Source organism: Corynebacterium sp. HMSC073D01, assembly GCF_001815555.1.
In the GTDB taxonomy this organism is placed as follows: Bacteria; Actinomycetota; Actinomycetes; order Mycobacteriales; family Mycobacteriaceae; genus Corynebacterium; species Corynebacterium glucuronolyticum.
Genome location: NZ_KV821031.1, coordinates 56,613 through 77,277, shown reverse-complemented (window position 1 = coordinate 77,277; position 20,665 = coordinate 56,613). Strand labels below are relative to the sequence as shown.

The following is a 20,665-nucleotide window of genomic DNA, read 5'->3' as shown; positions in this document are numbered from 1 at the left end:
GCGCCAGCTGTATGTACTGCGCTCAGCAACGACACAAAACCTGTTTCACTCACACACGTGAATGCAACTCTTGTGGAACCCACGCATTGCTCGAATCCCCCTCCTTACCCCGGTTTCTGGCCACTGCATCGTGGATGCAGCGTGAACTCCCCCCATCGTGAGCCTTCACGCCTGATTCCGTTTTCTTCAGTCGGGATCTGGTTTTCTCAACCGGGTTCTGTTCTTTTAAACCGGGCCCCTGTTTCGTAAGCCTGATCCTGGTTTTCATTCCAGCCCTGGTTAAGACTTTGTATTCCATTGTCACATAAGTGCTACGAAGTAACCGTGGCGCAGTGCACATCCCCGCCATCGAATGCTGCCTTTATTGGACTCCACAGCGGGAGAAAAAATGATCACCAATCCGGCGTTAAGCAGCACGGATGAACCCCCACTACGTGAAGAGAACGAACGAGTTCACTCGATCAGATACGCAAAATCCCCAGGCGAACACTCACCTGGGGAAATGCCAACCGTGGAGCCTACGAGAATCGAACTCGCGACCTTCTCATTGCGAACGAGACGCGCTACCAACTGCGCCAAGGCCCCTCATTGGTACGGTGACTAACGATACTCTCCCGCAACCAATTTCCAAAAATGGGGGGCGCTTTATCCGGCTTGCTGCAGCTCCGAGGATACGAACTGTACTTCTGGCAGCGACCCATCGAAATCTGGAGACGGGTCATCGACCTCCAACACAATTCCGGCCGGCGTGCGCAAGCGGGCGGGGATTGATTTCTCCTCTTCTGCCCCCAACTTCACTCCTAGGCGAGCGCGACGGAGGTTACGGATTCGCCGAGCGCGAACCCGATTTTCTTGCTTCACCTGCTGACGTAGCGCCCACAGATACATCGCAATCGTGGCGACAACGAGTACCGGGAGCATCCACATCCAACGCCCGACAAGGAACGCGACGGGAATCGACGCAACCAAAGCAACAACTAGGGCAAGGAGTGTTCTCTTGCGTCGCTCGTAGCGGTCGAGACTGACCTCGGCATCTGCCTGAGGGTCAAATCCACCGCGACCTTTTCTACGCTCGGCGAAGGCAATTTCTTCGGCACTGAGTTCCTGTGATTCCGCATCGTTATCTTCAGCAACGGCAGCCTCAGTAGTCTCGAGCTCGTCGGTGTCGGGCTCACCGGGGTAAAGCAAATCAGCGGGTTCTGTGTAGGACGTGTCGAGGTCGTATGTGTCTCCGCACTCGCCCTGCTCTTTTTCGCTGGGCGCGCCGAGATCAACACTGTTCTCTTCGATTTCGCTCGTGTCACTACTGTCAGCTGCTGTGAGGTCCTCAAGCATCGACGCATCCACTCGCACGGCGACGCTTCCACCCGATTCCGCGAGCACTTCCCCATCCAGCACTGCTTCAGCCTCAGTGTTGTCAGCGGAGCTTTGTTCCGAAGCCGACGCTCCTTCTTCGTCATCGAGGTTGTCTTCGAGCTCGTAGGAACCAACAAGCTCGTAATCCTCGGACACCTCCGCATCCTCGCGATGGATATCGCTCTTAGTAAAACGCGGTCGACGGCGCGGCACGTTGATTGTCCCGGAACCGCCCTCGTACACCACGCGGGTCTCTTCAAGAGCTTTGTTAGTACGCCTGATCGGCTTCTGCCCACGAAGGAGCAGGGGCGCGAGGACGAAAATCCACATCACTACGATGAGCACGATGGGAAGATTTCCGGACACGTGGGTTCCACCTTCAAGCTAGACGACGATTTTTACGCTATGTGAATCTTAAGCTTCGCGCCGGTAGCTGCGGGTTATGCCACGCGGAAAGGCGGAAAATTAAACTACTCGCCCCATCCGCCACAGTCTGTTGATGGCGAGAGTGGAAAAGTCGTCCTCGTTGAGAGCCACCATGACGTGATCTCTCCACTGCCCGTCGATATGCAAAGCCCCTCTCAGGTATCCCTCCTGCTGGAAACCAATTCGGGACAGGACTGCACGTGATGGTTCATTTTCCGGAAGATACGTCGCGGTCAATCTGTGCAGTTTCATCCGCGCGAAGGCGTGGTCAACCCCGAGAGCGACCGCTGTCGTGGCCACCCCCATACCCCGGTAGCGGGAGCTCACCCAGTAGCCTATCCATGCTTCGCTGACCGCTCCTCTTTGGACATTGCCCAAAGTAAGCTGACCGGCAAAGGCGCGGTTGACGGTGACTGCGAGCGGCACGAGTCGACCGGCGTAGGCCTCGTGCGACAGGAACTTGAAATTCGTGTTCCACGCGCTGACCGAGTTCGCGGCCTTCCAATCAAGAGCTGTGGGCTCTACCGTTCGGAGTGAGTCCTCATCTTCTCGTCGAAAAGCAGACCAGAGCTTGCCATCAGCTTTGACCGTTGGGCGGAGCTGAACACTGATCCCCGAAGGTAGCGTAGCTACCGGGGTTGCCTCAGGCCATCCGGGGTGAGACTCCGGTTCGTCGAAAAGCAAATGGGCAAGCCGATCAATCATTGCTAGCCCTGAGAGAGAAACATGACATCGACAACGTCGCCCGGGCGAACATCGGGTTGCTCCTCGGGGATCACAATGTACGAATTCGCCTCCGCGAGCCCCGCGAGCAAGTGGGCCGGAGAGCCTGTCGCACCGGAAAGCCCCTCAACAAGGTAATCCTGAGTCTCCGCGTCGCGCATAAGTCGGGCACGGATAAAGCCACGCCGACCGACGCGGGATTGCAAGGGCCCAAGAGCTCGCGCTTTCACGAGACGCCGGTCAAGTGGCCGCTTCCCCAGGCCTGCGCGGATCATGGGGCGAACGAAGGCCTCAAAAATAACCAACGATGATACAGGTGTTGAAGGCAACAGGAAGCAAGGAACTTCATCCGATCCCAAGACAGCGAACCCCTGAACACTACCTGGGTGCATCGCCACTCGAGTGGTGTCAACCTCACCTAGCTCAGAGAGGATTCCTTGAATTTGCGTCGCACCGGCACCACCAACAGCCCCGGAAATGAGAATGATTTCGCTGCGGATCGTCTCACCCTCGATGACCTCACGGATGCGTCGCGGTTCCCCCTCAACAATTCCCACGCGACGAACATCCGCCCCTGCGTCCTTTGCGGCGGCAGCAAGAGCATAGGAATTGATGTCGTACACCTGTCCACGCCCGGGAACGCGGTCAATGTCCACCAGTTCCTTGCCGACAGACAACACTGATACTCGGGGACGCGGATACGCCAACACCTTCGAGTGACCGACGGCAGCCAGCAAACCGATCTGTGCCGGGCCGAGGATCGTCCCCGGGCTCACAGCCACATCGCCCTCATTAATGTCCTCGCCAACTCCCCGTACAAATTCTCCGGATGCCACAGGTTTGAGAGGGCGGACGAACGACGTTCCCTTGTCTGACCAGGAAAGCGGCAAAACTGAATCTGCCAGCGTGGGAAGTGGAGCACCGGTATGTACACGCATGGCCTGTTTCGGCTGCAAACGCATCGGTTGTTGTGAACCCGCCGGAATTTCACCCACAACGGGCAGGCGAGCGTCGCGGCTGGAGGGATCCTCAGGTGTGTCCTCCCCGTGGTTTCCGACAATCGCGCGCGTGCCACCAACATCAACCGACCGAACGGCGTAACCGTCAATGGCAGCCATCGCAAATCCCGGTAACGGGTGTGCCGCTTGAACCTCCTCGGCTGCGAGAAGACCACCGGCATCTGTGATAGCCATGCGGACGGGATCGGGCACAAGCGCGTTCGCCAGGGTTACTTCCTTGTGTGCCTTCACCGATCGCATAACAACTCCTCCGGGCCACGTGGCCACGATCTCCTACTTATGCCCTACGGGACAAAACTCTACCCGAGTAGATCCTCCAAAAAGCGACGAATCCCCGGCCCGTACACGGGATCCTGCAAACCAAAGTCCACACAGGCCTTGATGTAACCGCCTGGGTTGCCGAGGTCATGGCGCGTTCCGTGGTGAACGATGACGTGAACCGGCTCCCCCTCCTCAATGAGCAGCTCGATCGCGTCTGTCAGCTGCAACTCGCCTCCCTTACCAGGGGTAATCCTGCGGAGTGCATCAAAAATTTTCCGATCCAACAAGTAGCGCCCAGTGGCGGCAAGCGTTGAGGGGGCATCCTCGACGGACGGCTTCTCCACCATCGTTTTCACGCGGGCGACGTCATCCATCGGACACTCTTCTACATCGAAGACCCCATAGTTGGAAACCTCCTCCTTGGGGACATCAAACGCGCAGAGAACCGATCCACCGAAGCGGGCGCGAACCTCAGCCATTTTTTCCATCACACCCGTGGGAAGCACAAGATCATCCGGAAGCATGACGGCGACAACGTCTTCATCATCGTCCAATGCTGACTCGGCGCAGGCCACAGCGTGTCCGAGACCCAATGGCTTATCTTGCTCAACGGCAATTGCATCAATGATCTCCGGTGCCCGACGCACCTTCGCGAGCTGCTCGTCCTTGCCCCGCTCCTCGAGAGTTTTCTCTAAAACCTCGTGCGGGCGGAAGTGATCGAGAACCTCCTTTTTGTTCGGGGAGGTTACGACAGCGAGGCGTGACGCTCCAAGCGCGGCTGCTTCCTCAGCAATGAGTTCAATCCCGGGGGTGTCAACGACAGGAAGCAGCTCCTTAGGAACGGTTTTGGTGGCCGGCAGGAACCGCGTACCCATGCCTGCGGCAGGGACGATGACAGTCTTCACCGCATGCTTATGGTCTGAAATGGATAGGGTCATGAGCAATACACTACTAATACGCTCTCCCCAAACGTCCACTAGGTCAGTGTTTGCGTGTCTAGAGTGGAGACATGGAAACCAAAGCTGAATACAGGAAGCACCTGTTCGCGCAACGAAAGACACGCTCCCAATCTGAAACAGCAGCTATCCGCGATGCCCGGCTCGCACAGAATGTTGTCGCGGAAATCACGCGGCGTGGTGCTTCCCGCGTGTCCGCTTACTACCCCACTTCGGGGGAACCAGGAGGACGCTTTCTCATCCCCGCTCTGAAAGATGCCGGACTGACAATTTTTCTGCCACTCTCCCTCCCCCAGGGGCAGCTCGCGTGGGCCGAGTACATCGACGACGACCACATGGCACCAGGGGCCTACCGTATTCCGGAACCCACGACCCAACCTTTTTCAACACTGCAGGAGGCCGGAATCGATTTCATCATCGTTCCCGCGCTGGGGGTTGATACCCAGGGGCACAGACTTGGAAAAGGCGGTGGCTACTACGACCGGCTACTTGACGCAAACCCCACGATTGCCCGTGCCGTTGTCGTTTACTCCGACGAGGTCCTCCCCGAGGTTCCCTACGAGGCACACGACGCACAGTGCGATTGTGTGATCACTGACTAGTACACTATGACGCTATGAAGTTCTCTTTTACTGCCGCCCTTGCAACCGCGACGCTCGCACTTTGTGCCCCGGTCGCTTCCGCCTACGATGTAAACGTGGGAATCGACCCGCAGTTCGGACCCGTTTGCCAGATCACCGACTCCTCGGGGGCACAGTCCGTTCTCAAGGATCAAAGTGACGCGGTCGTCCGTATGAATTCCGATATCCGCACTGGATTGAGGAATGATCTGCCGTCCGGTGTGAGGAAGAACTTCAATGTCGTTGATCGGCTAACTGACCTGCAGATGCAGGAGCAGGAGATCGCCGACGACGACATCAATGCTGGTCAAAAGGCCTTCACGGAACTAGAGAACTCGGCAACTGCTGCAGGGTGGAACCAGCAGGAACTTAACATCGCCTCGTACCCGGCCCCGGAGGAGCAGATTCCCACCCTCCTTATCCCGCAGGCACAGGCTTCCCAATTCCTCGAGTCCGAGAACCTTTACAAAACGTTAGCGGAGTCGACGCTGTCCTCTAACGGTCAAGTGCTGCAAATGATGAGTGACCGCGGCGCCAAGGTAGCCAGCAAAGCAATCGGCACATTGAATTCCCGCATGCAAAAGGTTACTGAGGGATCCGACGATGCGGCCCTCCGCAGTTCCCTGCAGCTTTGTGCAGACGGCGTGTCTGCACAGGACGGCGCTTATGATGCCTCTGTTACCCAGCGACTACCCCTCACCGGTGGCTTCGGTTCGGGCTCTGCGGCTGGCCTTGCCGGTCTTGCCGGGATCGCACTCCTGCTCGTTGTCTGCCTCACCGTGGGCGGAGCCAAGCTGCACAACTAGCAAGCGGAATACAGGCAGGCTGCACAACCGGCAGGCTGCACAACCGGGCAGCCGGTCTAATACACTGCGTGGTCATGATCGTCCCCTGTGCCACATACATGAGGCCCGCACAGGAAGACCAAGAACCCCATGACCTTGTTTCGGCAAATGTGCACTGTTCCCTATCCAGTAGTACGTAGATCCAGTAGTACGTAGACACGACCGGAGTCCACGGACGCGGTACAGTTCCTCCGGCTTAAAAGACCCACGGACCAACACGGATGCCGTTTCCTTACGCTTACTCGTTTAGCTCGACTTTCTTACCCCTGGTTTTCTCTCATCCGTCGCGCTCCCGAACCCCCGTCACTAAGTTCCCCTCCACTGGCTCTCCAGTGGCTTTGAGTCGTTCGTGCGAGCCGTAGCTCATTCGGCCAGCGATCCGGTTGGCTACTGCGCGGAACCTAAGCACGGTGCTCGCACGTCTAACAGTCATGAACGCCTTTCTCACACCGGGGTGGCACCGCAGCCTGTGGCTGCGCCGGATCGCTGCCGTCAGTCTTGTTATCCTCGCTGCCACGCTTTCTCTCACACGAAAAGATCCCACAGTGGTCACCCTCAGTCGCACTGTTTCCGCAGGTGAAACGCTTGCACCCAGCGATTTTTCGCGCACCTCAGTTCCACAGAGTCTCATCCCCGACAATGCGGTGACGGATGACACCGCAGCCCATGGCAACGTTGCTGTGACGACACTCAGCCGGGGACAGATTTTGACATCAACGAGCTACACGGGCGAAGGAATTACACCAGCCGGGCTTACTTCCGTCCCCCTCAGGCTCGCTGACCCAGCTACGAGTGAGCTTCTCAAACATGGGGATTCGGTGACAATTGTTGCTGGGGACGGATCTATTGTGTGCGAAAAAGCAACCGTTATCCTTCCACGAAAAGATACGGTGTTGGTGGCGATGGACAGCGACCTGGCCCCAGCGGTCGCCAGCGCCACTCTGAATGGACCTGTCACCGTCGTTGTGCGTAGTGCGGTGGCATCTGTTCCCGCCAAAACTCCTCAGTAAAGGTTCCATCGGATTCCGAGGGGGATGCGGAGGCATCGTCGTCAAGCTGGACAATTCTGTCTGGCTGACCAGGTTGACCAGCTGTTGGGCGATCCGCCTCCCGGTCATAATCGTGCGTGGATTTCTTGGAAATTCGGCGCCGACTCCTCCTAGTTGCCATCCGAGGATCCCTGAAGTTGCCCAACGACATGATGCGACAGTGGGAGCAGTGTTGCTACACCGTCGCGGATAGCACTTCGGGAAGCCGCCAGATTCACGATAAGCGTCGAACCTGACACCCCGGAAATCCCTCGCGATGTCGCGGCATCGAGTGCCCCGCAGGCGATCCCCGAGGCGCGAATGGCCTGGGCGATGCCGGGGATCTCCATATCCAGCAACGGCTGCGTTGCTTCAGGGGTTTTATCACGTGGGCCAACCCCGACACCGCCGACGGTGAGAACGAGATCGACTCCACCGACAACGGCGGTCTCGATTGCCTGCCGTATTGCGGATCGCTTGGACTCTACCTCAATTAAGCCTCCGACGTGGAATCCACCCTCGTGCAGAAGCTCAGCAAGGAGCTTGGAATTTTTGTTGCTGCGATCGCGAATGTTTACGACGAGGGCGCGATGAGGAGTCGGTTCGAGGTTCGCTTCCTCCTCAGCGCGCAGGCTCGCAAGATCCGGCTCGGCAACGTCGTCGAAAAAGGTCATAACCAAAAACTTACTCGCTCGAGAGAGTTACCTCTACCGTTCGCGTCTTCTCCGTATCCGGATCCGTCACCTCCAACGTCACCGTTGATCCGAAGTCCTCCGAACGGACGGCCGCGATCAGTGAATCTGCGGAGTCGATGCGCCTGTCATTAATGCGCGTAATGAGGTCACCGGGGTTAAGATCCACACCTGCTGCGGCACCCGAGGGATCGACCCCTGCGACTAGTGCACCATCGAAACGGGAGTTCACGGCGAGCTTCACACCGAGCATGGGATGCGTTACCACGCCGGAATTAAGAAGCTGATCAGTGTACCGCTTGAGGTTGTTCACCGGGATTGCAAAACCGAGGCCGATAGAACCCGTCTGGCTGGAGCCCGAGGACAGCGAGGCGATGACCGAGTTCATACCGATAAGCCGACCATCCATGTCTACGAGCGGACCACCGGAGTTGCCGGGGTTGATAGCAGCGTCCGTCTGGATAGCGTCGATAAGCGAAGACTGACCAGCCTCCCCGCCAGCCGCACGCACCGGACGCTGCAGGGCAGAAATAATACCGGTAGTGACCGTTGCAGATAGGCCAAGCGGAGAGCCAACCGCAACCACCTGCTGTCCCACTGCGAGGGAATCCGAATTGCCGAGTTCAATAGCTGGCAGCCCGTGAACATCGCGGATTCGGATAAGCGCCACATCGGTAGACGCGTCGCCCGCGACAAAGTCCGCGGGATGGCGCTCCCCGTTGTTCAGGGTCACTTCAATCTCACGGGAGTTCTCTCCGGCGACGTGATTATTAGTCAGAACGAGACCATCGCTGCTGATAATTGACCCGGAACCTTCACCAAGAGCACTGTCCGAGAGAACACGAATGGAAACGACGGAGGGGAGAACCTTGGCTGACACGGCTTCGACAGATCCGGCCGGGGCGGGGTCGGTATTTACCGGGGCTTCCTGGGAAAAAGTCGTCTCCTCCTGAGCATTTTGCATCGAGGAAACTGCAACCCCGGTAATGGAACCAGCGGCTACAGCTCCGACGAGCATTAACGCCAGGGCGGCCGGCAGTCCCACTTTCCGGGGTTGTTTAGACGATTCTTGTTCACTAACTTCCACGGCGTCACGAGCGTCGTTCGGCTGTGGAGCGTTCCACATAGATTCACCGTATGTCATAGTGAACGATCTTATTACGTTGTCCTGTATTTTCTCCGTTGCCAGAGCTGTGTAAGGAAATCACTTCTGCTGCCATCTTGCTGTGAACGGGTAGCTCGGTCCTCGTCATCTGCGGGGAGATTCCCAGCAGTTCCGGGCAAAATGACAGTCATGAGGTTCCCGCCGTCGTCCGAATCGCCGACGGTGATCGTGCCGTTATGCCTGTTAATCACACTTTTCACAATTGCTAGCCCGAGGCCAGAGCCGGGCATAGACCGGGCCTCTGCTGAACGATAGAAACGCTCGAAAATTTTGTCTCGATCAGCCAGCGGGATGCCGGGCCCTGAGTCCGCGAATGTAAGTTGAATCATTCCGGATTCGACTGGCTTCATATTGATTCTTACTGTGCCGTTGCGGGGCGACCACTTTGCCGCGTTGTCCATGAGGTTTAGCGTGGCGCGCCCGAGAGCAAAGGGATCGCCTTTGAGCTTCCACGGGTACGGGTTGAATGCAAACGACACATCGGGACGGCGACGCTTCACACGCTCCAGAGACGTGTCCATAACCTCCATGAGGTCAACATCTTCAGCCACGAATTCTCGGCTACCGTCCTCTCGAGCCAGGTCAACGAGATCACCGATAAGGGTGGACATTTCCTGAATCTGAGCGACAACGTCCTTTTCGATAGCCTCACGATCTTCGTCGGAGATCATCGCATTCTTCTGTTTGCTCACCATCATGAGCAATTCGACGTTGGTGCGTAGAGAAGTCAACGGAGTCTTCAGCTCGTGACCTGCGTCGGCAACCAACTCCGTCTGTCTATTGCGGGAAGCCTGCAAAGCAGCGAGCATGTCGTTGAAGGATCGCGTCAACTGGGCGATTTCATCACTTCCGACGACGGCCATGGGACGCAGCTCGTCGGTACGGGCAACATAGTTCACTGCTTGCTGCAGCCGAGCGATCGGCCGTAGACCCGTGGAGGCCACAACAATTCCGGTAGCGATTGCCATGAGCACGCCCGCAATTGCAATCAGTAGCAGCACCATTCCCAGGTTGTTGATGATGCGATGGGTTGTTGCCATATCCTGTGCAAGAACAACCGTTGCGCCCGTGTTTCCGTGCAGCGCAAGCACTCGCTCCTCGCCGGCGTTCCGAATACTCAGCTCCTGGCCGCCCTGAACAACGGGGATCTCGGAAACAAGCTGGATCGAATCGCCAACGGGGTTGGGCGAACCGGGAATGTACACCATTGCCCGCGTGTCAGGGTTGTAGCTCTTGAAAGCGGTCACCTCGGCAGCGGGGTCCAAGAGGAAGGCGGGATCAACAGTCTCACTGATGAGCGATTCCGCCTTTTCCTTCATGGCTACATCGACGTTACGGGTGAGGGCAGTAGAAACCACCCAGTACGCCACCACTGTCATGAGTCCAACAGCTACAGCCACCATGAGGGCGGTGACTAGGGAAAGCTGCCAGCGTAAAGGAGCTCTACGGCCCCACTCGGAACGTTGACGCGCCACTCCACGGCGCAAGATCACGGCGCCGTCTCTCGCAGCACGTAGCCAACACCGCGAACGGTGTGGATGAGGCGGGATTCACCGTTGGCTTCCGTCTTCTTGCGCAAATAGCCGATGTACACCTCGAGAGCGTTACCCGACGTGGGGAAGTTGTAACCCCACACCTCTTCCAGGATGTCAGAGCGGGAAAGCACCTTCCGCGGGTTGCGCATCAGGTATTCGAGAAGAGCAAACTCCGTCCGAGTGAGGCTAATTGGCTTCCCACCTCGCGTGACGTCGCGCGTATCGGGGTTGAGCACCAAATCCTCAAATTCCAATTCTTTGGGCTGCTCAGGAGCCTGAGATTCAGTAATTGAACGGCGGAAAAGACTGCGCACGCGCGCTAGAAGCTCTTCCAACGCGAACGGCTTGGGAAGGTAATCATCAGCACCAGCATCCAAGCCAGCAACGCGGTCAGAAACACCATCGCGTGCGGTGAGGAGGAGAATGGGGCGGTCATCGCCGGTGCTCCTCAAAGTGCGACACACTTCAAGTCCGTCCATCTGCGGCATCATCACATCAAGGATGACGAGCGTCGGCTGTTCCTTTTCGATGAGTTCGACAGCCTGAGCACCATCTTCAGCCAGGACTACCTCGTACCCGTTGAAGGTCAACGACCGTCGAAGCGATTCTCGCACCGCTTGTTCATCATCAGCAACAAGTATCTTCATTTCTTCCCTCTAAAATGCGGTCTTTCTAAGAATAATACCATTAAGGAAGCTCCTTTTAGACCTCACTCCAGTTTGCCCCCAGGTGACTATCATGCCAGCTCCAGACTTCTTCGAGGTGAGCTAGGTAATTACCAGCTAAGTTACGCCTGTGTAACGTCAAAGCATACCCCCAAAAACGGCACGCTACGACAGGTGAAGGAAGGTTGTCCGACATTGGCAATACCGGATGTCCCCCCGGATAGCACGAAAAACGGCATCCTGGAAAGATTCCAGGATGCCGTTCTTAGCATGCTCCGGATTGTTCCGAAGCATCTTTTCCTCTCGTGCCACGATCCGGAGGATGCGGCACGTCAGGTTACGTTAGAACTGCTCGACGTCTACGAGACCAAGCTTGGCTGCCTTGACCAGGCGACGAGGAATGAGAACCTCGCGGCCGTCAATCTTCACAGCCTGCAGGTCAGCGTTGTGAGCCTTCCACTGCGAACGACGCATACGCGTGTTTGCACGGGACTTACGAAACTTTGGGACTGCCATTACTTCGTCGCTCCCTTCTTCTTACGGCGAGCCATGCCGCCGAAGCGACGCTGGAACTTCTCGACGCGGCCAGCAGTGTCCATGAGACGCTGTGCACCGGTCCAGAAGGGGTGGGACTCGCTGGTCACATCAACAACAATGAGCGGGTACTCGTTGCCATCTTCCCATTCGACCGTACGATCGCTCGTAACGGTGGAACGAGTCAGGAACTTGTGTCCTGTACCCGCATCCTGAAACACCACGGGGTGGTAATCAGGGTGGATATCTTTCTTCATAAAATTAGTTCCCTCAGGATTGAGACTTCAGGTCGTCCCCGTCGTGCACTCGCCATGAGCGAAACGGGTCGTGCCTGAGTTGGGTACTTATTTCTTACAGTGTTCTCAGCGCCCGCAGGGGAGCACATCGAGCAACCTTTGGCATAGTACACGCCAGAGACAATAAAGCCAAACCCCGGTAACTGCCCGCGCACGCTACTCCCCCGCCAGGACGTAAAGTTTCAGGCTTGTCGACGCCTCCCCCACGGTTTTCTCGCATCCTACGGTTCCCGTTCCCGCGTTGCGTATACCTTATTACTCCATCACTGCGTCACTGCACTACCGCTTTATCACCTTGACGCGCGCCTGTACGCACGCTCTGTTAGAGTCACCTACAGAGAAACGAACTCGATTCGCTACCCTTCGCCTGGGAATTAGGAATTTTCGGGGGTCCCGTGTAAGGTAGTCGCTTGCTGTTGTCAAAAGTATACGTTTACGCCCTCGTCGACCGGCTAATCGCAGCACACTGACCTAGTTAGGTGCAGTTTCGTGCGCGTTTGTCACGATGTGGGCGGTTAGGAGAAAGAAAGTCCATGTCGGCAATTTGCCAGGTAACGGGACGCAAGCCAGGTTTTGGCAAGTCTGTCTCGCACTCCCACCGGCGCACCAACCGCCGTTGGAACCCCAATATTCAGCGTCGTAAGTTCTACCTGCCCTCCGAGGGCCGTACCATCACGCTGAACGTGTCCACCAAGGGCCTCAAGGTCATCGACCGCGACGGTATCGAAGCCGTCGTTGCCCGTATCCGCGCTCGCGGGGAAAGGGTCTAAGTTCTTATGGCACGTAACGATATTCGTCCGATCATTAAGCTGAAGTCTACGGCTGGCACTGGTTACACCTACGTCACCCGTAAGAACAAGCGCAACAACCCGGATCGCATCACCATCAAGAAGTACGATCCGGTCGTCCGCAAGCACGTCGATTTCCGCGAGGAGCGATAATTCATGGCTAAGAAGTCCAAGATTGCCAAGAATGAGCAGCGTAAAGAGATCGTCGCCCGTTACGCGGAGCGTCGCGCTGAGCTCAAGAAGATCATCAAGAACCCGAATTCCACTGACGACGAGCGTCTCGACGCTCAGTTCGAACTGAACCGTCAGCCCCGTGACGCCAGCCCCGTGCGTGTTCGCAACCGCGACTCCCACGACGGTCGTCCGCGTGGCTACCTCCGCAAGTTCGGTCTGTCTCGCGTTCGCATGCGTGAGATGGCTCACCGCGGTGAGCTTCCCGGTGTTCGTAAGTCCAGCTGGTAATTTCTAGGGAGATTGTAAATGAAGCGCAATAACGCAAAGAGGGCGCGCATCGAGCAGTCCCGCCGCCCCAAGAAGAACCCGCTCAAGGCCGCAGGCATTGAGAAGGTTGATTACAAGGATCTGAACACGCTCCGTCAGTTCATTTCCGATCGTGGCAAGATCCGTTCTCGCCGCGTCACCGGGCTCACCCCGCGTCAGCAGCGTCAGGTTGCTACCGCGGTCAAGAATGCCCGTGAGATGGCTCTCCTGCCGTTCACCAGCCGGTAAGCGGCCGAGGAGATAACAGCTTAAAAATACCCACCAGGTTTTCCTGGTGGGTTTTTGCATCCCGAACAGCAACTGGATTTTTGGTTTCCGATTCCCCTAACCTGGCTGCTGAGCGTTCAGCTTCAGGATGAACGTTCAGTTTCGTAAAGGCATCCAGCTTCGCATGATATCCAGCTTCGCATGATATCCAGCTTCGCATGGCATCAGGCTTCGATACTTTTAATCTTTCGTTGTTCCGATGCCTGTTTTCGGTGACAAGTTCAAGCGCGCACCACAACAGCTCTTTCTCGTTCTCGTTCACCCGTCCGGATTTCGTCGCACCGACATGACTTGTGCATGTCCATGTATTTTCCGAGATGCGGAAACACCCGCAGGTGAGCTCTTCAATGAAGGTCGCTTCCTTCTTTTACCGCTGAAGGACTCTCTTATTTGGCAGAGGTCTACCTGGAGGCGTTCGGAGTGTAGGGAAGTGTTGAGGGCGTTGGTAATCGCAGAGTGCGTTGGGAAACGCTGGGATCGTTCTAGACCTCGTCACCGGCTCTGCGGGCGATGCGGAAAGCCTGTTTGATAAGTGGGGCATCACACATCTGCCCATCGAGTTTAAAGGGGCCGGGGTGGTTATAGGACTCCGCTACCACCCGACGGGCCCACGTCAACGTCTCCTCGTCCGGCAAATAGGCCCGGCGCACAGGCTCCGTCTGTGCGGGGTGGATCGTCGCCGTCGCAGCGAAGCCGATGCGCGCCGCATCGACAGCCTCACGGTACTGCCCCTCCGGGTCGGAGAAGTCGGCGAAGGACGCGTCAATACTGAACTTCCCGTGGGCAGCGGCAGCGACGTGAACCATTGTGCGGGCAACCTGAATGGTGTCGCGGTACAGGTGTGTCGGTCGCATCGTTTCATCATCTTGGTAACGCGAGTGCGTGCCACCGAGCTCCATCGTCAGATCCTCGGCACCCCAATACAACCCGATGACATCCGGGTGGGCAGCGATCTCGTTTACATGGACGAGAGCCTGTGGTGTCTCGATCAGCGCGATGATCGGCAGCCCCTCGACCTCAGGGGGGATTCCGTCCCGCAGCATCGGCACGATGAGTGGCCCGTACTCGGTCTGCTTATATGCTTCCAGATCCTCGAGGAACCCCGGAGCCTCCGGGCCGTTGATGCGCACGATAACGCGTGCAGGATCGAGGTGGGAATTGATGAGATTCTGTCGCGCTTCCTCCCGCGCCTGTGCATCGTGTTCTGCCCCGGCACCATCCTCCAAATCAAGAATGATCATGTCTGCCCTAGTGATTCCTTTGGCAAACCGCTCGGGGCGGTTACACGGCACGAACATGATGGCTGGTCCGAGGATGATGTTCTCATTGTTCATGGGTTCATCGTACCCGGCTAGCACGCTTGTCGACGCTTTTCCCACCGTCGCTTCCTGCCTACGGTCTCCTCCTAGTGGTGGTGGCTGCGCTCAGCCCCCGCCCCGATACTCGCCGCCGGGGCTCCTCCAGGCTCCGTAATGACAAACTGCCCCATCATGCCATTGTCCTCGTGGTAAAGCATGTGACAATGGTACATGTACGGCCAGGCGGGATCCGGGTAGTTGCCGAAGGTGACGGCGAGGGTGACCGTTGTCTCCGGCGGGATCGTCACCGTATCCTTCCAGCCCTGTGTCCACACTTCATCGGTATCCGGCGCATCGAGCACCATGAAGGAGGCATCGTGGATATGGAAGTTGTGAATCCAGTCGCTGTTCTCATTCGTCACCGTCCACTGTTCCGGCGTGTCATGGTCGATAACGAAGTCCACGCGTTGCATGTCCATTCGCTTCCCATTGATCTCGAAGGTGTTGAGTGCGAAAGACCGCTGGAAACCGGTCTCGGGAACCACATCCTCGGCGTCGACAAGCCGATCAGGAATGTCCCGCGGCGGTTGTGCGTCCTGCGGCCCGACGATGCGGAGAAGATAGTAGGTGTCCTCCACACCGAAGTCTGGAACGGAATCGTCCTTCGGCAGCCCCAGCCGGTGTGGAAAACCAACGGAGCGGAGGAAGATCTCTTCCCCTTGTTCCAGATCAACGATGATTTCGAAGCGTTCCCCCGGACCGATGGGGAGGCGTTTGACCTCCACCGGATGGGGAAGGAATCCCGTGTCTGTGGCGACGACGGTGAATGGGCGATCGTCAGACAGCGCAAGGTTGTGGAATCGCATGTTCGACCCATTGACCAGGCGGAACCGAACCTGAGACGTGGTGGCATGGAACACCGGATTCGTGCACCCATTCACGTTTGGGGTGTCCCCGAGGAGCCCAAGGTCTGGCAGGTCAGTCTCGTCAAAAGAGCCATCCTCGTTGAAGCGGTGATCCTGCAGAATGAGCGGAATATCGTCAACACCATAGTCAGCGGGGATGTCCGGCATATCCTCGTCGGTGATCACGAAACCGCCAGCGAGGCCACGGTAAGCGTGGAGCCCCGTCGCTTCGTGTGGATGCGGGTGGTACCACACCGTCGCTGCCGGCTGGTCGATCGTGAACTCCGTCGTCCAGGTCTCCCCCGGCTCGATCGGGCTGTGCGGGCCACCGTCCATGATCGCCGGGAGCTTCATCCCGTGGATGTGCATGGTGGTCATCTCATCCAGTCGGTTTTCAAATTCCAGCCGGACGCGCTCACCACGGCTGGCAACCACCGTCGGGCCGAAATGAGGACCGTTGAAACCCCACGTCGTTGTCTGCTTCCCTGGTACAATCTCCGACGTCCCCTCCTGAGCAGTGAGGTGGAAAACGCGCACCCCATCGATGACCTCTGAATCGGCTGTCGGCGGGATGGGCAGTTCGCGGTTAAAGCTCTCCGGTGTGGGGGCACCCGGTGAACAAGCACTGAGAACGGAACCAGTAGCTGCCACAGCAGCGGCCCCGGCTGACAAGGTAAGGAATGAGCGTCGGGTAATCATTCATCAAACTTTAGTTTGATAGGGCTGCACTTTCAAAAAGCCGTCGGGCCCTACCCAACCATTCTGAGTGAGTCGCGTATCTCCAGCCAGTCGAGCTCCTCTCCCCTATCCACCCCGCAAATGACAAGCCGCCTACCACAGTCGTGGTAGGCGGTTTACGCACACTCACCAGGCTTGGGCGGACTGCACAGCACTCAACTGCACAGCACTAGCCTTCACTATCCAGGCCGGTACCCGGGCGGTTAGTGCAGGAAGTGACGAGTCCCCGTGAGATACATGGTCACGCCGGCCTTCTTTGCAGCCTCGATGACTTCCTCGTCACGAATGGAGCCACCAGGCTGAACCACAGCCTGGACCCCAGCCTGAGCGAGGATCTCGAAACCGTCAGCGAAGGGGAAGAAGGCATCAGAGGCGGCGACAGCGCCTGCGGTGCGGTTCGTCCCATTTGCGAGCGTGTTCGCGCGCTCAACCGCAAGTTTTGCGGAATCCACACGGTTGACCTGTCCCATTCCCACGCCCACAGTGGCGCCCTGGTTAGCGATGAGAATCGCGTTGGATTTCACACAGCGGATACTGCGCCAAGCGAATTCCAGGTCTGCCAGGACCTCTGCTGTAGCGGGCTCACCGGCAACGAGCTTCCAGTTCTTGGGATCATCACCCTCGGCCTGCAGCACATCTCGATCTTGCTCTAGGACACCACCAGAGATGAACATCTGCTGGGTGCCACCGCGATGCGGCTCGTCGCACTGCAATATACGCAAGTTCTTCTTCTCCTGCAGCAGCTCCAGCGCGGCGGGCTCGTAGGACGGCGCGATGATCACTTCGGTGAAAATTGGCCGCACCTGCTGCGCCATCTCCATGCTCACCTGGCGGTTCACAGCGATCACTCCACCGTACGCACTCATCGGGTCACAGGCATGCGCCTTCTTGTGTGCATCGGCAAGCGAGGTGTGAGAAACGGCAATGCCACACGGGTTGGTGTGCTTGATAATGGCAACACACGGATCTTCATGGTCCCACGCTGCGGCCCACGCGGCATCCGCATCGCGGTAGTTGTTAAAGCTCATCTCCTTGCCGCCGAACTGCTGCGCGGCTGCAAGCCCCTCACCGGTTATGCGCACCGTAGCCTTTTGATGCGGATTCTCACCGTACCGCAATGCCCGCACCGTGCCACTCTCACCAGCCTCTGCACCCAGCTGCTCAGCGAACCACTGAGAAACGTGTGCATCGTAGGCAGCGGTGTGACTGAATGCTTTGAGCGCGAGCTCCTGCCGCTCTGCGTAGGTGAACCCGCCGTTCTTCGCGGCCTCCGCAGCTCTACCATAGTCGGCGGAATCAACAACAACGGCAACGGAACCGTGGTTCTTAGCCGCACCACGAACCATAGAGGGTCCTCCGATGTCGATCTTTTCGACGCAATCCGCATACCCTGCACCCGAAGCCACCGTCTGCTCAAACGGGTACAGGTTCACAACGACGAGCTGGAACCCCTCGATGCCGAGTTCTTCCAACTGCTGCATATGTGCTGGCACATGCGTATCGGCGAGGATGCCGGCGTGTACGACGGGATGCAGCGTCTTCACGCGGCCATCGAGACATTCCGGAAACCCCGTAATCTCGCTGACATCGGTCACCGGGACACCCGCATCGCGGATAACTTTCGCCGTCGAACCTGTGGAAACAATGTCAACCCCCGCCTCGTGCAGCCCTTGTGCGAGCTCGTCGAGGCCCTCTTTATCGAACACACTAATGAGTGCCCGCTTAATCGAAATCTTTTGATCTTTACTGCCCATTACGCCACAAGCCTTCCTCGAGCACTTTCACGATTAATTGACGTTCAACTATCTTAATTCGCTCATGCAAGGAGTCCTCATCGTCATCCTCCTTAATGAGCACCGGCCACTGCGCAACAATCGGACCGGTATCCATCCCGGCATCCATTTTGTGCACCGTGGAACCCGTTACCGCCACTCCATAGTCCAAGGCATCACGCACTGCATGAGCGCCTTTGAAAGCTGGCAAGAGCGCAGGATGGGTATTCAAAACGACATCGAAGCCAGCAAGGAAATCCTCCGAGACGATGCGCATCAGTCCAGCGGACACGACAACATCCGGCGTATATGCAGCAACAGCATCCCGAAAATCGCGATTCCACTGGTCCCGGTCGCCGGGGGTGAACTCAACCACCTGGGTGGGGACAGATTCAGCCCGCGCGCGCTCGTTAGCAACGCAGGGCCGGTCCGTGATCACAGCGACAATTTCGTAGACGCTACTGTCCCGATCCATCATCGCTTGGAGAAGTGTCCCCGACCCAGAGGCGAGAACTACCACCCGCATTTTTTTCTCGGGGGCTGTCTGAACTGCGTTGTTCATCCCCAATTCCGTGGGGATCGACGGCAGCGTGTGGGATATTCGCATCATCGTCTTCGGTGACCTTTCCCTGCTCGATTACTGATGTCTCATCCCATTGTCCCCCACGGTCGCCGGCTTCGGAACTTTCGTGCCCACGAGCGGGTGTACCACCCGTGTCCGATTCTATTTCTTCAGCATCGCTGTCCTGCTCGTGACCCCGGCCCCCGTGCCCCTCGCCGGAACGGCGATCGGGTGTGCTGGAGCTGCTGCCGCCTTCGGCGATATCTCCTTCGCCGACGGTAGCGGTGCGGATGTCTGTGTCAGCACGGCTCCCCGCGACAACAGTGTCCTCGGCAGATGCCTTGTCCTCTGCATTCAATGTGGAGCCAGAGGGTTCATCGGATGGCACGTCTTCCGAACCCACATGTTCAGACTCATCAGCAGCAGCATCGTCGACTGCATCTTCAACACCATCGCGAACACCGTCGTGCGGGCCCGGGTCAGTATCAGCCCCATCGCCGGAGTCAGCCACACGTGTTGCGCTCGGATCTCCAGCGCGACCACTGGAGGCATCGGCAGGGGAACTACTCTCCGGTGTCGTTTCTGGGGCTTCTGCGGATGCGTCCACACCGGAGCGTGCATTTTTACCCCCGAGGACGCGCAAAACAACTCCACCCAAGCCAATCGCAGCGGGATAGACAGCAGCGAGGAGCACCGCAAGCCACCACGTACTCCCGACATATCCCAGTACACCAACCTGGCCACTGGATAAATAGAGCAGAATTCCCATCCCTATCGCCGTAAACGGAGCGACCGCGAGGCCGTATTCTGGCATATTTTTGAGTACAAACAGGGCAATGAGAAATGCGACCACCATGAGGAATCCTGCAGCTGGGTGCACTTCTTCGGGCATGGCCACTAGCCATTGCACGGGGGGCAGAATTCCTGGATGCGCCGAGAACAGAGAGACCCAGCTCTCCCCAACGCGGAAGTCGGCGCCCAAGACAACAGCGGCTCCACCGATGGCAGCATTTGGAACGTAGCCAACAGCGACGAGGGGGTGCCCAACGACCTGCCACCGCACCATGGTCATGGCGACAACGAGGACGAAACCTGCCACTAGCCACAGTCCGAGAAGTTTGAGAGCCGCATAAGCCGCACTCACCCAGGCCTCCGGCACAGAGTATCGACGGGCGAGCGCACCCCACAGGCGTGGCCCCATACCCACAAGCACAGCCGAGCCATGGAGAACGACGACTCTGCCAAAAGTGGCGATGGGAGGAATCCCCATAGCGAATACCATTGACGCACTCCAGAGCATGGCAGTTGCAGTCAGCGTAAGTAGCAAAGGAATACCCACGGCGACAGTGAGAATAATCCCCAAATCCCTGATGGAGGCTTTCATCTTTACAAGGCTGTGGGTCGTCTTCGCGGTGAGCAGCCAGACGCACAAGGCAGGCAGGAGGGGCACGGCGCTAATCACCTGCCCGCTGCCCGCAATTGCACCACCGTTGATCACAAGGAAGGCCTGTGCGACGGAACCCGGCAAAGCAACAAGAGTGGTTGATGTGAAAAGGAGAGACGCAAGTGAAATCGCAACCGAAATTGTGATTATTATCACATTAGAAACGATGAACGGCATGACGAGCCGACGCGTGCGAGCGTGCCCAGATCCGGTAAAACCTTTGGTTGACGGGTCAACATTCCCCGACGAGGGCCGCCGCCCATGACGAG

General features: G+C 57.7%; 23 protein-coding genes and 1 tRNA gene. 7 read left to right on the top strand and 17 right to left on the bottom strand.

From position 1 onward, the window contains the following. Positions 1–512 precede the first annotated feature (512 nt). From HMPREF3044_RS04480 to HMPREF3044_RS04460, 5 genes are all read right to left on the bottom strand, one after another. A tRNA-Ala gene (locus HMPREF3044_RS04480) sits at positions 513–585 on the bottom strand. Between the two features lie 60 nt (positions 586–645). Continuing rightward, complete coding sequence (gene glpR, locus HMPREF3044_RS04475) at positions 646–1,722, bottom strand: divisome protein SepX/GlpR (RefSeq protein WP_040429069.1); 1,077 nt, start codon at positions 1,720–1,722, stop codon at positions 646–648. Between the two features lie 99 nt (positions 1,723–1,821). Next, on the bottom strand, positions 1,822–2,487 hold the full coding sequence (locus HMPREF3044_RS04470; protein WP_005391791.1) for a GNAT family N-acetyltransferase: 666 nt from the start codon (positions 2,485–2,487) through the stop codon (positions 1,822–1,824). 2 nt (positions 2,488–2,489) lie between these two features. Next, complete coding sequence (glp, locus tag HMPREF3044_RS04465) at positions 2,490–3,764, bottom strand: molybdotransferase-like divisome protein Glp (protein ID WP_070739601.1); 1,275 nt, start codon at positions 3,762–3,764, stop codon at positions 2,490–2,492. A 59-nt stretch (positions 3,765–3,823) separates the two neighbouring features. After that, on the bottom strand, positions 3,824–4,723 hold the full coding sequence (locus HMPREF3044_RS04460) for a UTP--glucose-1-phosphate uridylyltransferase (protein ID WP_005395802.1): 900 nt from the start codon (positions 4,721–4,723) through the stop codon (positions 3,824–3,826). A gap of 71 nt (positions 4,724–4,794) precedes the next feature. On the opposite strand from HMPREF3044_RS04460, the gene HMPREF3044_RS04455 reads away from it, so the two are divergent. From HMPREF3044_RS04455 to HMPREF3044_RS04445, 3 genes are all read left to right on the top strand, one after another. Next, on the top strand, positions 4,795–5,343 hold the full coding sequence (locus tag HMPREF3044_RS04455; RefSeq protein WP_005391788.1) for a 5-formyltetrahydrofolate cyclo-ligase: 549 nt from the start codon (positions 4,795–4,797) through the stop codon (positions 5,341–5,343). A 14-nt stretch (positions 5,344–5,357) separates the two neighbouring features. Then, complete coding sequence (locus tag HMPREF3044_RS04450; RefSeq protein WP_070739598.1) at positions 5,358–6,167, top strand: hypothetical protein; 810 nt, start codon at positions 5,358–5,360, stop codon at positions 6,165–6,167. A 449-nt stretch (positions 6,168–6,616) separates the two neighbouring features. Beyond that, complete coding sequence (locus tag HMPREF3044_RS04445; RefSeq protein WP_231286145.1) at positions 6,617–7,216, top strand: SAF domain-containing protein; 600 nt, start codon at positions 6,617–6,619, stop codon at positions 7,214–7,216. Between the two features lie 149 nt (positions 7,217–7,365). Here the strand turns inward: HMPREF3044_RS04445 and HMPREF3044_RS04440 are convergent, their stop codons facing one another. From HMPREF3044_RS04440 to HMPREF3044_RS04415, 6 genes are all read right to left on the bottom strand, one after another. Continuing rightward, complete coding sequence (locus HMPREF3044_RS04440; protein ID WP_005391785.1) at positions 7,366–7,908, bottom strand: MogA/MoaB family molybdenum cofactor biosynthesis protein; 543 nt, start codon at positions 7,906–7,908, stop codon at positions 7,366–7,368. Positions 7,909–7,918: 10 nt separating this feature from the next. Then, positions 7,919–9,070 carry a trypsin-like peptidase domain-containing protein gene (locus HMPREF3044_RS04435; protein WP_005395799.1) on the bottom strand — a complete coding sequence of 384 codons (1,152 nt, stop codon included), beginning with the start codon at positions 9,068–9,070 and terminating at the stop codon, positions 7,919–7,921. Positions 9,071–9,084: 14 nt separating this feature from the next. After that, a complete protein-coding gene (locus HMPREF3044_RS04430; protein ID WP_070739595.1) occupies positions 9,085–10,494 on the bottom strand; it encodes a sensor histidine kinase in 1,410 nt (469 codons plus the stop codon). Between the two features lie 86 nt (positions 10,495–10,580). Further along, positions 10,581–11,273, bottom strand: a complete 693-nt coding sequence (locus HMPREF3044_RS04425) for a response regulator transcription factor (protein WP_005391779.1) — start codon at positions 11,271–11,273, stop codon at positions 10,581–10,583. Positions 11,274–11,633: 360 nt separating this feature from the next. Then, complete coding sequence (gene rpmF / locus HMPREF3044_RS04420; RefSeq protein ID WP_005391778.1) at positions 11,634–11,807, bottom strand: 50S ribosomal protein L32; 174 nt, start codon at positions 11,805–11,807, stop codon at positions 11,634–11,636. Further along, a complete protein-coding gene (locus HMPREF3044_RS04415; protein WP_005391776.1) occupies positions 11,807–12,082 on the bottom strand; it encodes a type B 50S ribosomal protein L31 in 276 nt (91 codons plus the stop codon). The genes rpmF and HMPREF3044_RS04415 overlap by 1 nt, the downstream gene beginning before the upstream one ends. A 572-nt stretch (positions 12,083–12,654) precedes the next feature. Here HMPREF3044_RS04415 and rpmB point away from each other — a divergent pair. Genes rpmB through rpsR form a run of 4 tightly spaced genes read left to right on the top strand, consistent with a single transcriptional unit; the run spans position 12,655 to position 13,638 of the window. Next, positions 12,655–12,891, top strand: a complete 237-nt coding sequence (rpmB, locus tag HMPREF3044_RS04410) for a 50S ribosomal protein L28 (RefSeq protein ID WP_005391774.1) — start codon at positions 12,655–12,657, stop codon at positions 12,889–12,891. 6 nt (positions 12,892–12,897) lie between these two features. Then, entirely contained in the window at positions 12,898–13,062 is a 165-nt protein-coding gene (rpmG, locus tag HMPREF3044_RS04405) for a 50S ribosomal protein L33 (RefSeq protein ID WP_005391772.1), read from the top strand. Between the two features lie 3 nt (positions 13,063–13,065). After that, entirely contained in the window at positions 13,066–13,371 is a 306-nt protein-coding gene (gene rpsN, locus HMPREF3044_RS04400; RefSeq protein ID WP_005391770.1) for a 30S ribosomal protein S14, read from the top strand. Positions 13,372–13,389: 18 nt separating this feature from the next. After that, positions 13,390–13,638 carry a 30S ribosomal protein S18 gene (rpsR, locus tag HMPREF3044_RS04395; protein ID WP_005391768.1) on the top strand — a complete coding sequence of 83 codons (249 nt, stop codon included), beginning with the start codon at positions 13,390–13,392 and terminating at the stop codon, positions 13,636–13,638. Here the strand turns inward: rpsR and HMPREF3044_RS12875 are convergent. The 6 genes from HMPREF3044_RS12875 to HMPREF3044_RS04370 form a co-directional block, all read right to left on the bottom strand. Further along, positions 13,625–13,939: a hypothetical protein gene (locus HMPREF3044_RS12875; RefSeq protein WP_141759636.1), complete on the bottom strand. Its 315-nt coding sequence runs from the start codon at positions 13,937–13,939 to the stop codon at positions 13,625–13,627. The two genes, rpsR and HMPREF3044_RS12875, sit on opposite strands and share 14 nt — an antisense overlap. A 220-nt stretch (positions 13,940–14,159) precedes the next feature. Continuing rightward, positions 14,160–15,011 carry an HpcH/HpaI aldolase/citrate lyase family protein gene (locus HMPREF3044_RS04390; RefSeq protein ID WP_005391764.1) on the bottom strand — a complete coding sequence of 284 codons (852 nt, stop codon included), beginning with the start codon at positions 15,009–15,011 and terminating at the stop codon, positions 14,160–14,162. A gap of 71 nt (positions 15,012–15,082) precedes the next feature. Then, entirely contained in the window at positions 15,083–16,579 is a 1,497-nt protein-coding gene (locus HMPREF3044_RS04385) for a multicopper oxidase family protein (protein ID WP_070739592.1), read from the bottom strand. Between the two features lie 242 nt (positions 16,580–16,821). Beyond that, positions 16,822–18,372, bottom strand: a complete 1,551-nt coding sequence (gene purH / locus HMPREF3044_RS04380; RefSeq protein WP_005391756.1) for a bifunctional phosphoribosylaminoimidazolecarboxamide formyltransferase/IMP cyclohydrolase — start codon at positions 18,370–18,372, stop codon at positions 16,822–16,824. Further along, positions 18,362–18,952 (bottom strand): phosphoribosylglycinamide formyltransferase, encoded by a 591-nt coding sequence (purN, locus tag HMPREF3044_RS04375; RefSeq protein ID WP_083318113.1) that lies wholly within the window; start codon positions 18,950–18,952, stop codon positions 18,362–18,364. The genes purH and purN overlap by 11 nt, the downstream gene beginning before the upstream one ends. Then, positions 18,849–20,480 carry a hypothetical protein gene (locus tag HMPREF3044_RS04370; RefSeq protein WP_236589123.1) on the bottom strand — a complete coding sequence of 544 codons (1,632 nt, stop codon included), beginning with the start codon at positions 20,478–20,480 and terminating at the stop codon, positions 18,849–18,851. The genes purN and HMPREF3044_RS04370 overlap by 104 nt, the downstream gene beginning before the upstream one ends. Between the last annotated feature and the right edge of the window lie 185 nt (positions 20,481–20,665).

Excerpts from the sequence above, each read along its gene's own strand:
- HMPREF3044_RS04470 (WP_005391791.1), bottom strand. The coding sequence starts at position 2,487 with ATGATTGATCGGCTTGCCCATTTGCTTTTCGACGAACCGGAGTCTCAC.
- glp (WP_070739601.1), bottom strand. The coding sequence starts at position 3,764 with ATGCGATCGGTGAAGGCACACAAGGAAGTAACCCTGGCGAACGCGCTT.
- HMPREF3044_RS04460 (WP_005395802.1), bottom strand. The coding sequence starts at position 4,723 with ATGACCCTATCCATTTCAGACCATAAGCATGCGGTGAAGACTGTCATC.
- HMPREF3044_RS04455 (WP_005391788.1), top strand. The coding sequence starts at position 4,795 with ATGGAAACCAAAGCTGAATACAGGAAGCACCTGTTCGCGCAACGAAAG.
- HMPREF3044_RS04450 (WP_070739598.1), top strand. The coding sequence starts at position 5,358 with ATGAAGTTCTCTTTTACTGCCGCCCTTGCAACCGCGACGCTCGCACTT.
- HMPREF3044_RS04440 (WP_005391785.1), bottom strand. The coding sequence starts at position 7,908 with ATGACCTTTTTCGACGACGTTGCCGAGCCGGATCTTGCGAGCCTGCGC.
- HMPREF3044_RS04435 (WP_005395799.1), bottom strand. The coding sequence starts at position 9,070 with ATGACATACGGTGAATCTATGTGGAACGCTCCACAGCCGAACGACGCT.
- HMPREF3044_RS04430 (WP_070739595.1), bottom strand. The coding sequence starts at position 10,494 with ATGGTGGCTGTAGCTGTTGGACTCATGACAGTGGTGGCGTACTGGGTG.
- HMPREF3044_RS04425 (WP_005391779.1), bottom strand. The coding sequence starts at position 11,273 with ATGAAGATACTTGTTGCTGATGATGAACAAGCGGTGCGAGAATCGCTT.
- rpmF (WP_005391778.1), bottom strand. The coding sequence starts at position 11,807 with ATGGCAGTCCCAAAGTTTCGTAAGTCCCGTGCAAACACGCGTATGCGT.
- HMPREF3044_RS04415 (WP_005391776.1), bottom strand. The coding sequence starts at position 12,082 with ATGAAGAAAGATATCCACCCTGATTACCACCCCGTGGTGTTTCAGGAT.
- rpmB (WP_005391774.1), top strand. The coding sequence starts at position 12,655 with ATGTCGGCAATTTGCCAGGTAACGGGACGCAAGCCAGGTTTTGGCAAG.
- rpmG (WP_005391772.1), top strand. The coding sequence starts at position 12,898 with ATGGCACGTAACGATATTCGTCCGATCATTAAGCTGAAGTCTACGGCT.
- rpsN (WP_005391770.1), top strand. The coding sequence starts at position 13,066 with ATGGCTAAGAAGTCCAAGATTGCCAAGAATGAGCAGCGTAAAGAGATC.
- rpsR (WP_005391768.1), top strand. The coding sequence starts at position 13,390 with ATGAAGCGCAATAACGCAAAGAGGGCGCGCATCGAGCAGTCCCGCCGC.
- HMPREF3044_RS04390 (WP_005391764.1), bottom strand. The coding sequence starts at position 15,011 with ATGAACAATGAGAACATCATCCTCGGACCAGCCATCATGTTCGTGCCG.
- HMPREF3044_RS04385 (WP_070739592.1), bottom strand. The coding sequence starts at position 16,579 with ATGATTACCCGACGCTCATTCCTTACCTTGTCAGCCGGGGCCGCTGCT.
- purH (WP_005391756.1), bottom strand. The coding sequence starts at position 18,372 with ATGGGCAGTAAAGATCAAAAGATTTCGATTAAGCGGGCACTCATTAGT.
- purN (WP_083318113.1), bottom strand. The coding sequence starts at position 18,952 with ATGAACAACGCAGTTCAGACAGCCCCCGAGAAAAAAATGCGGGTGGTA.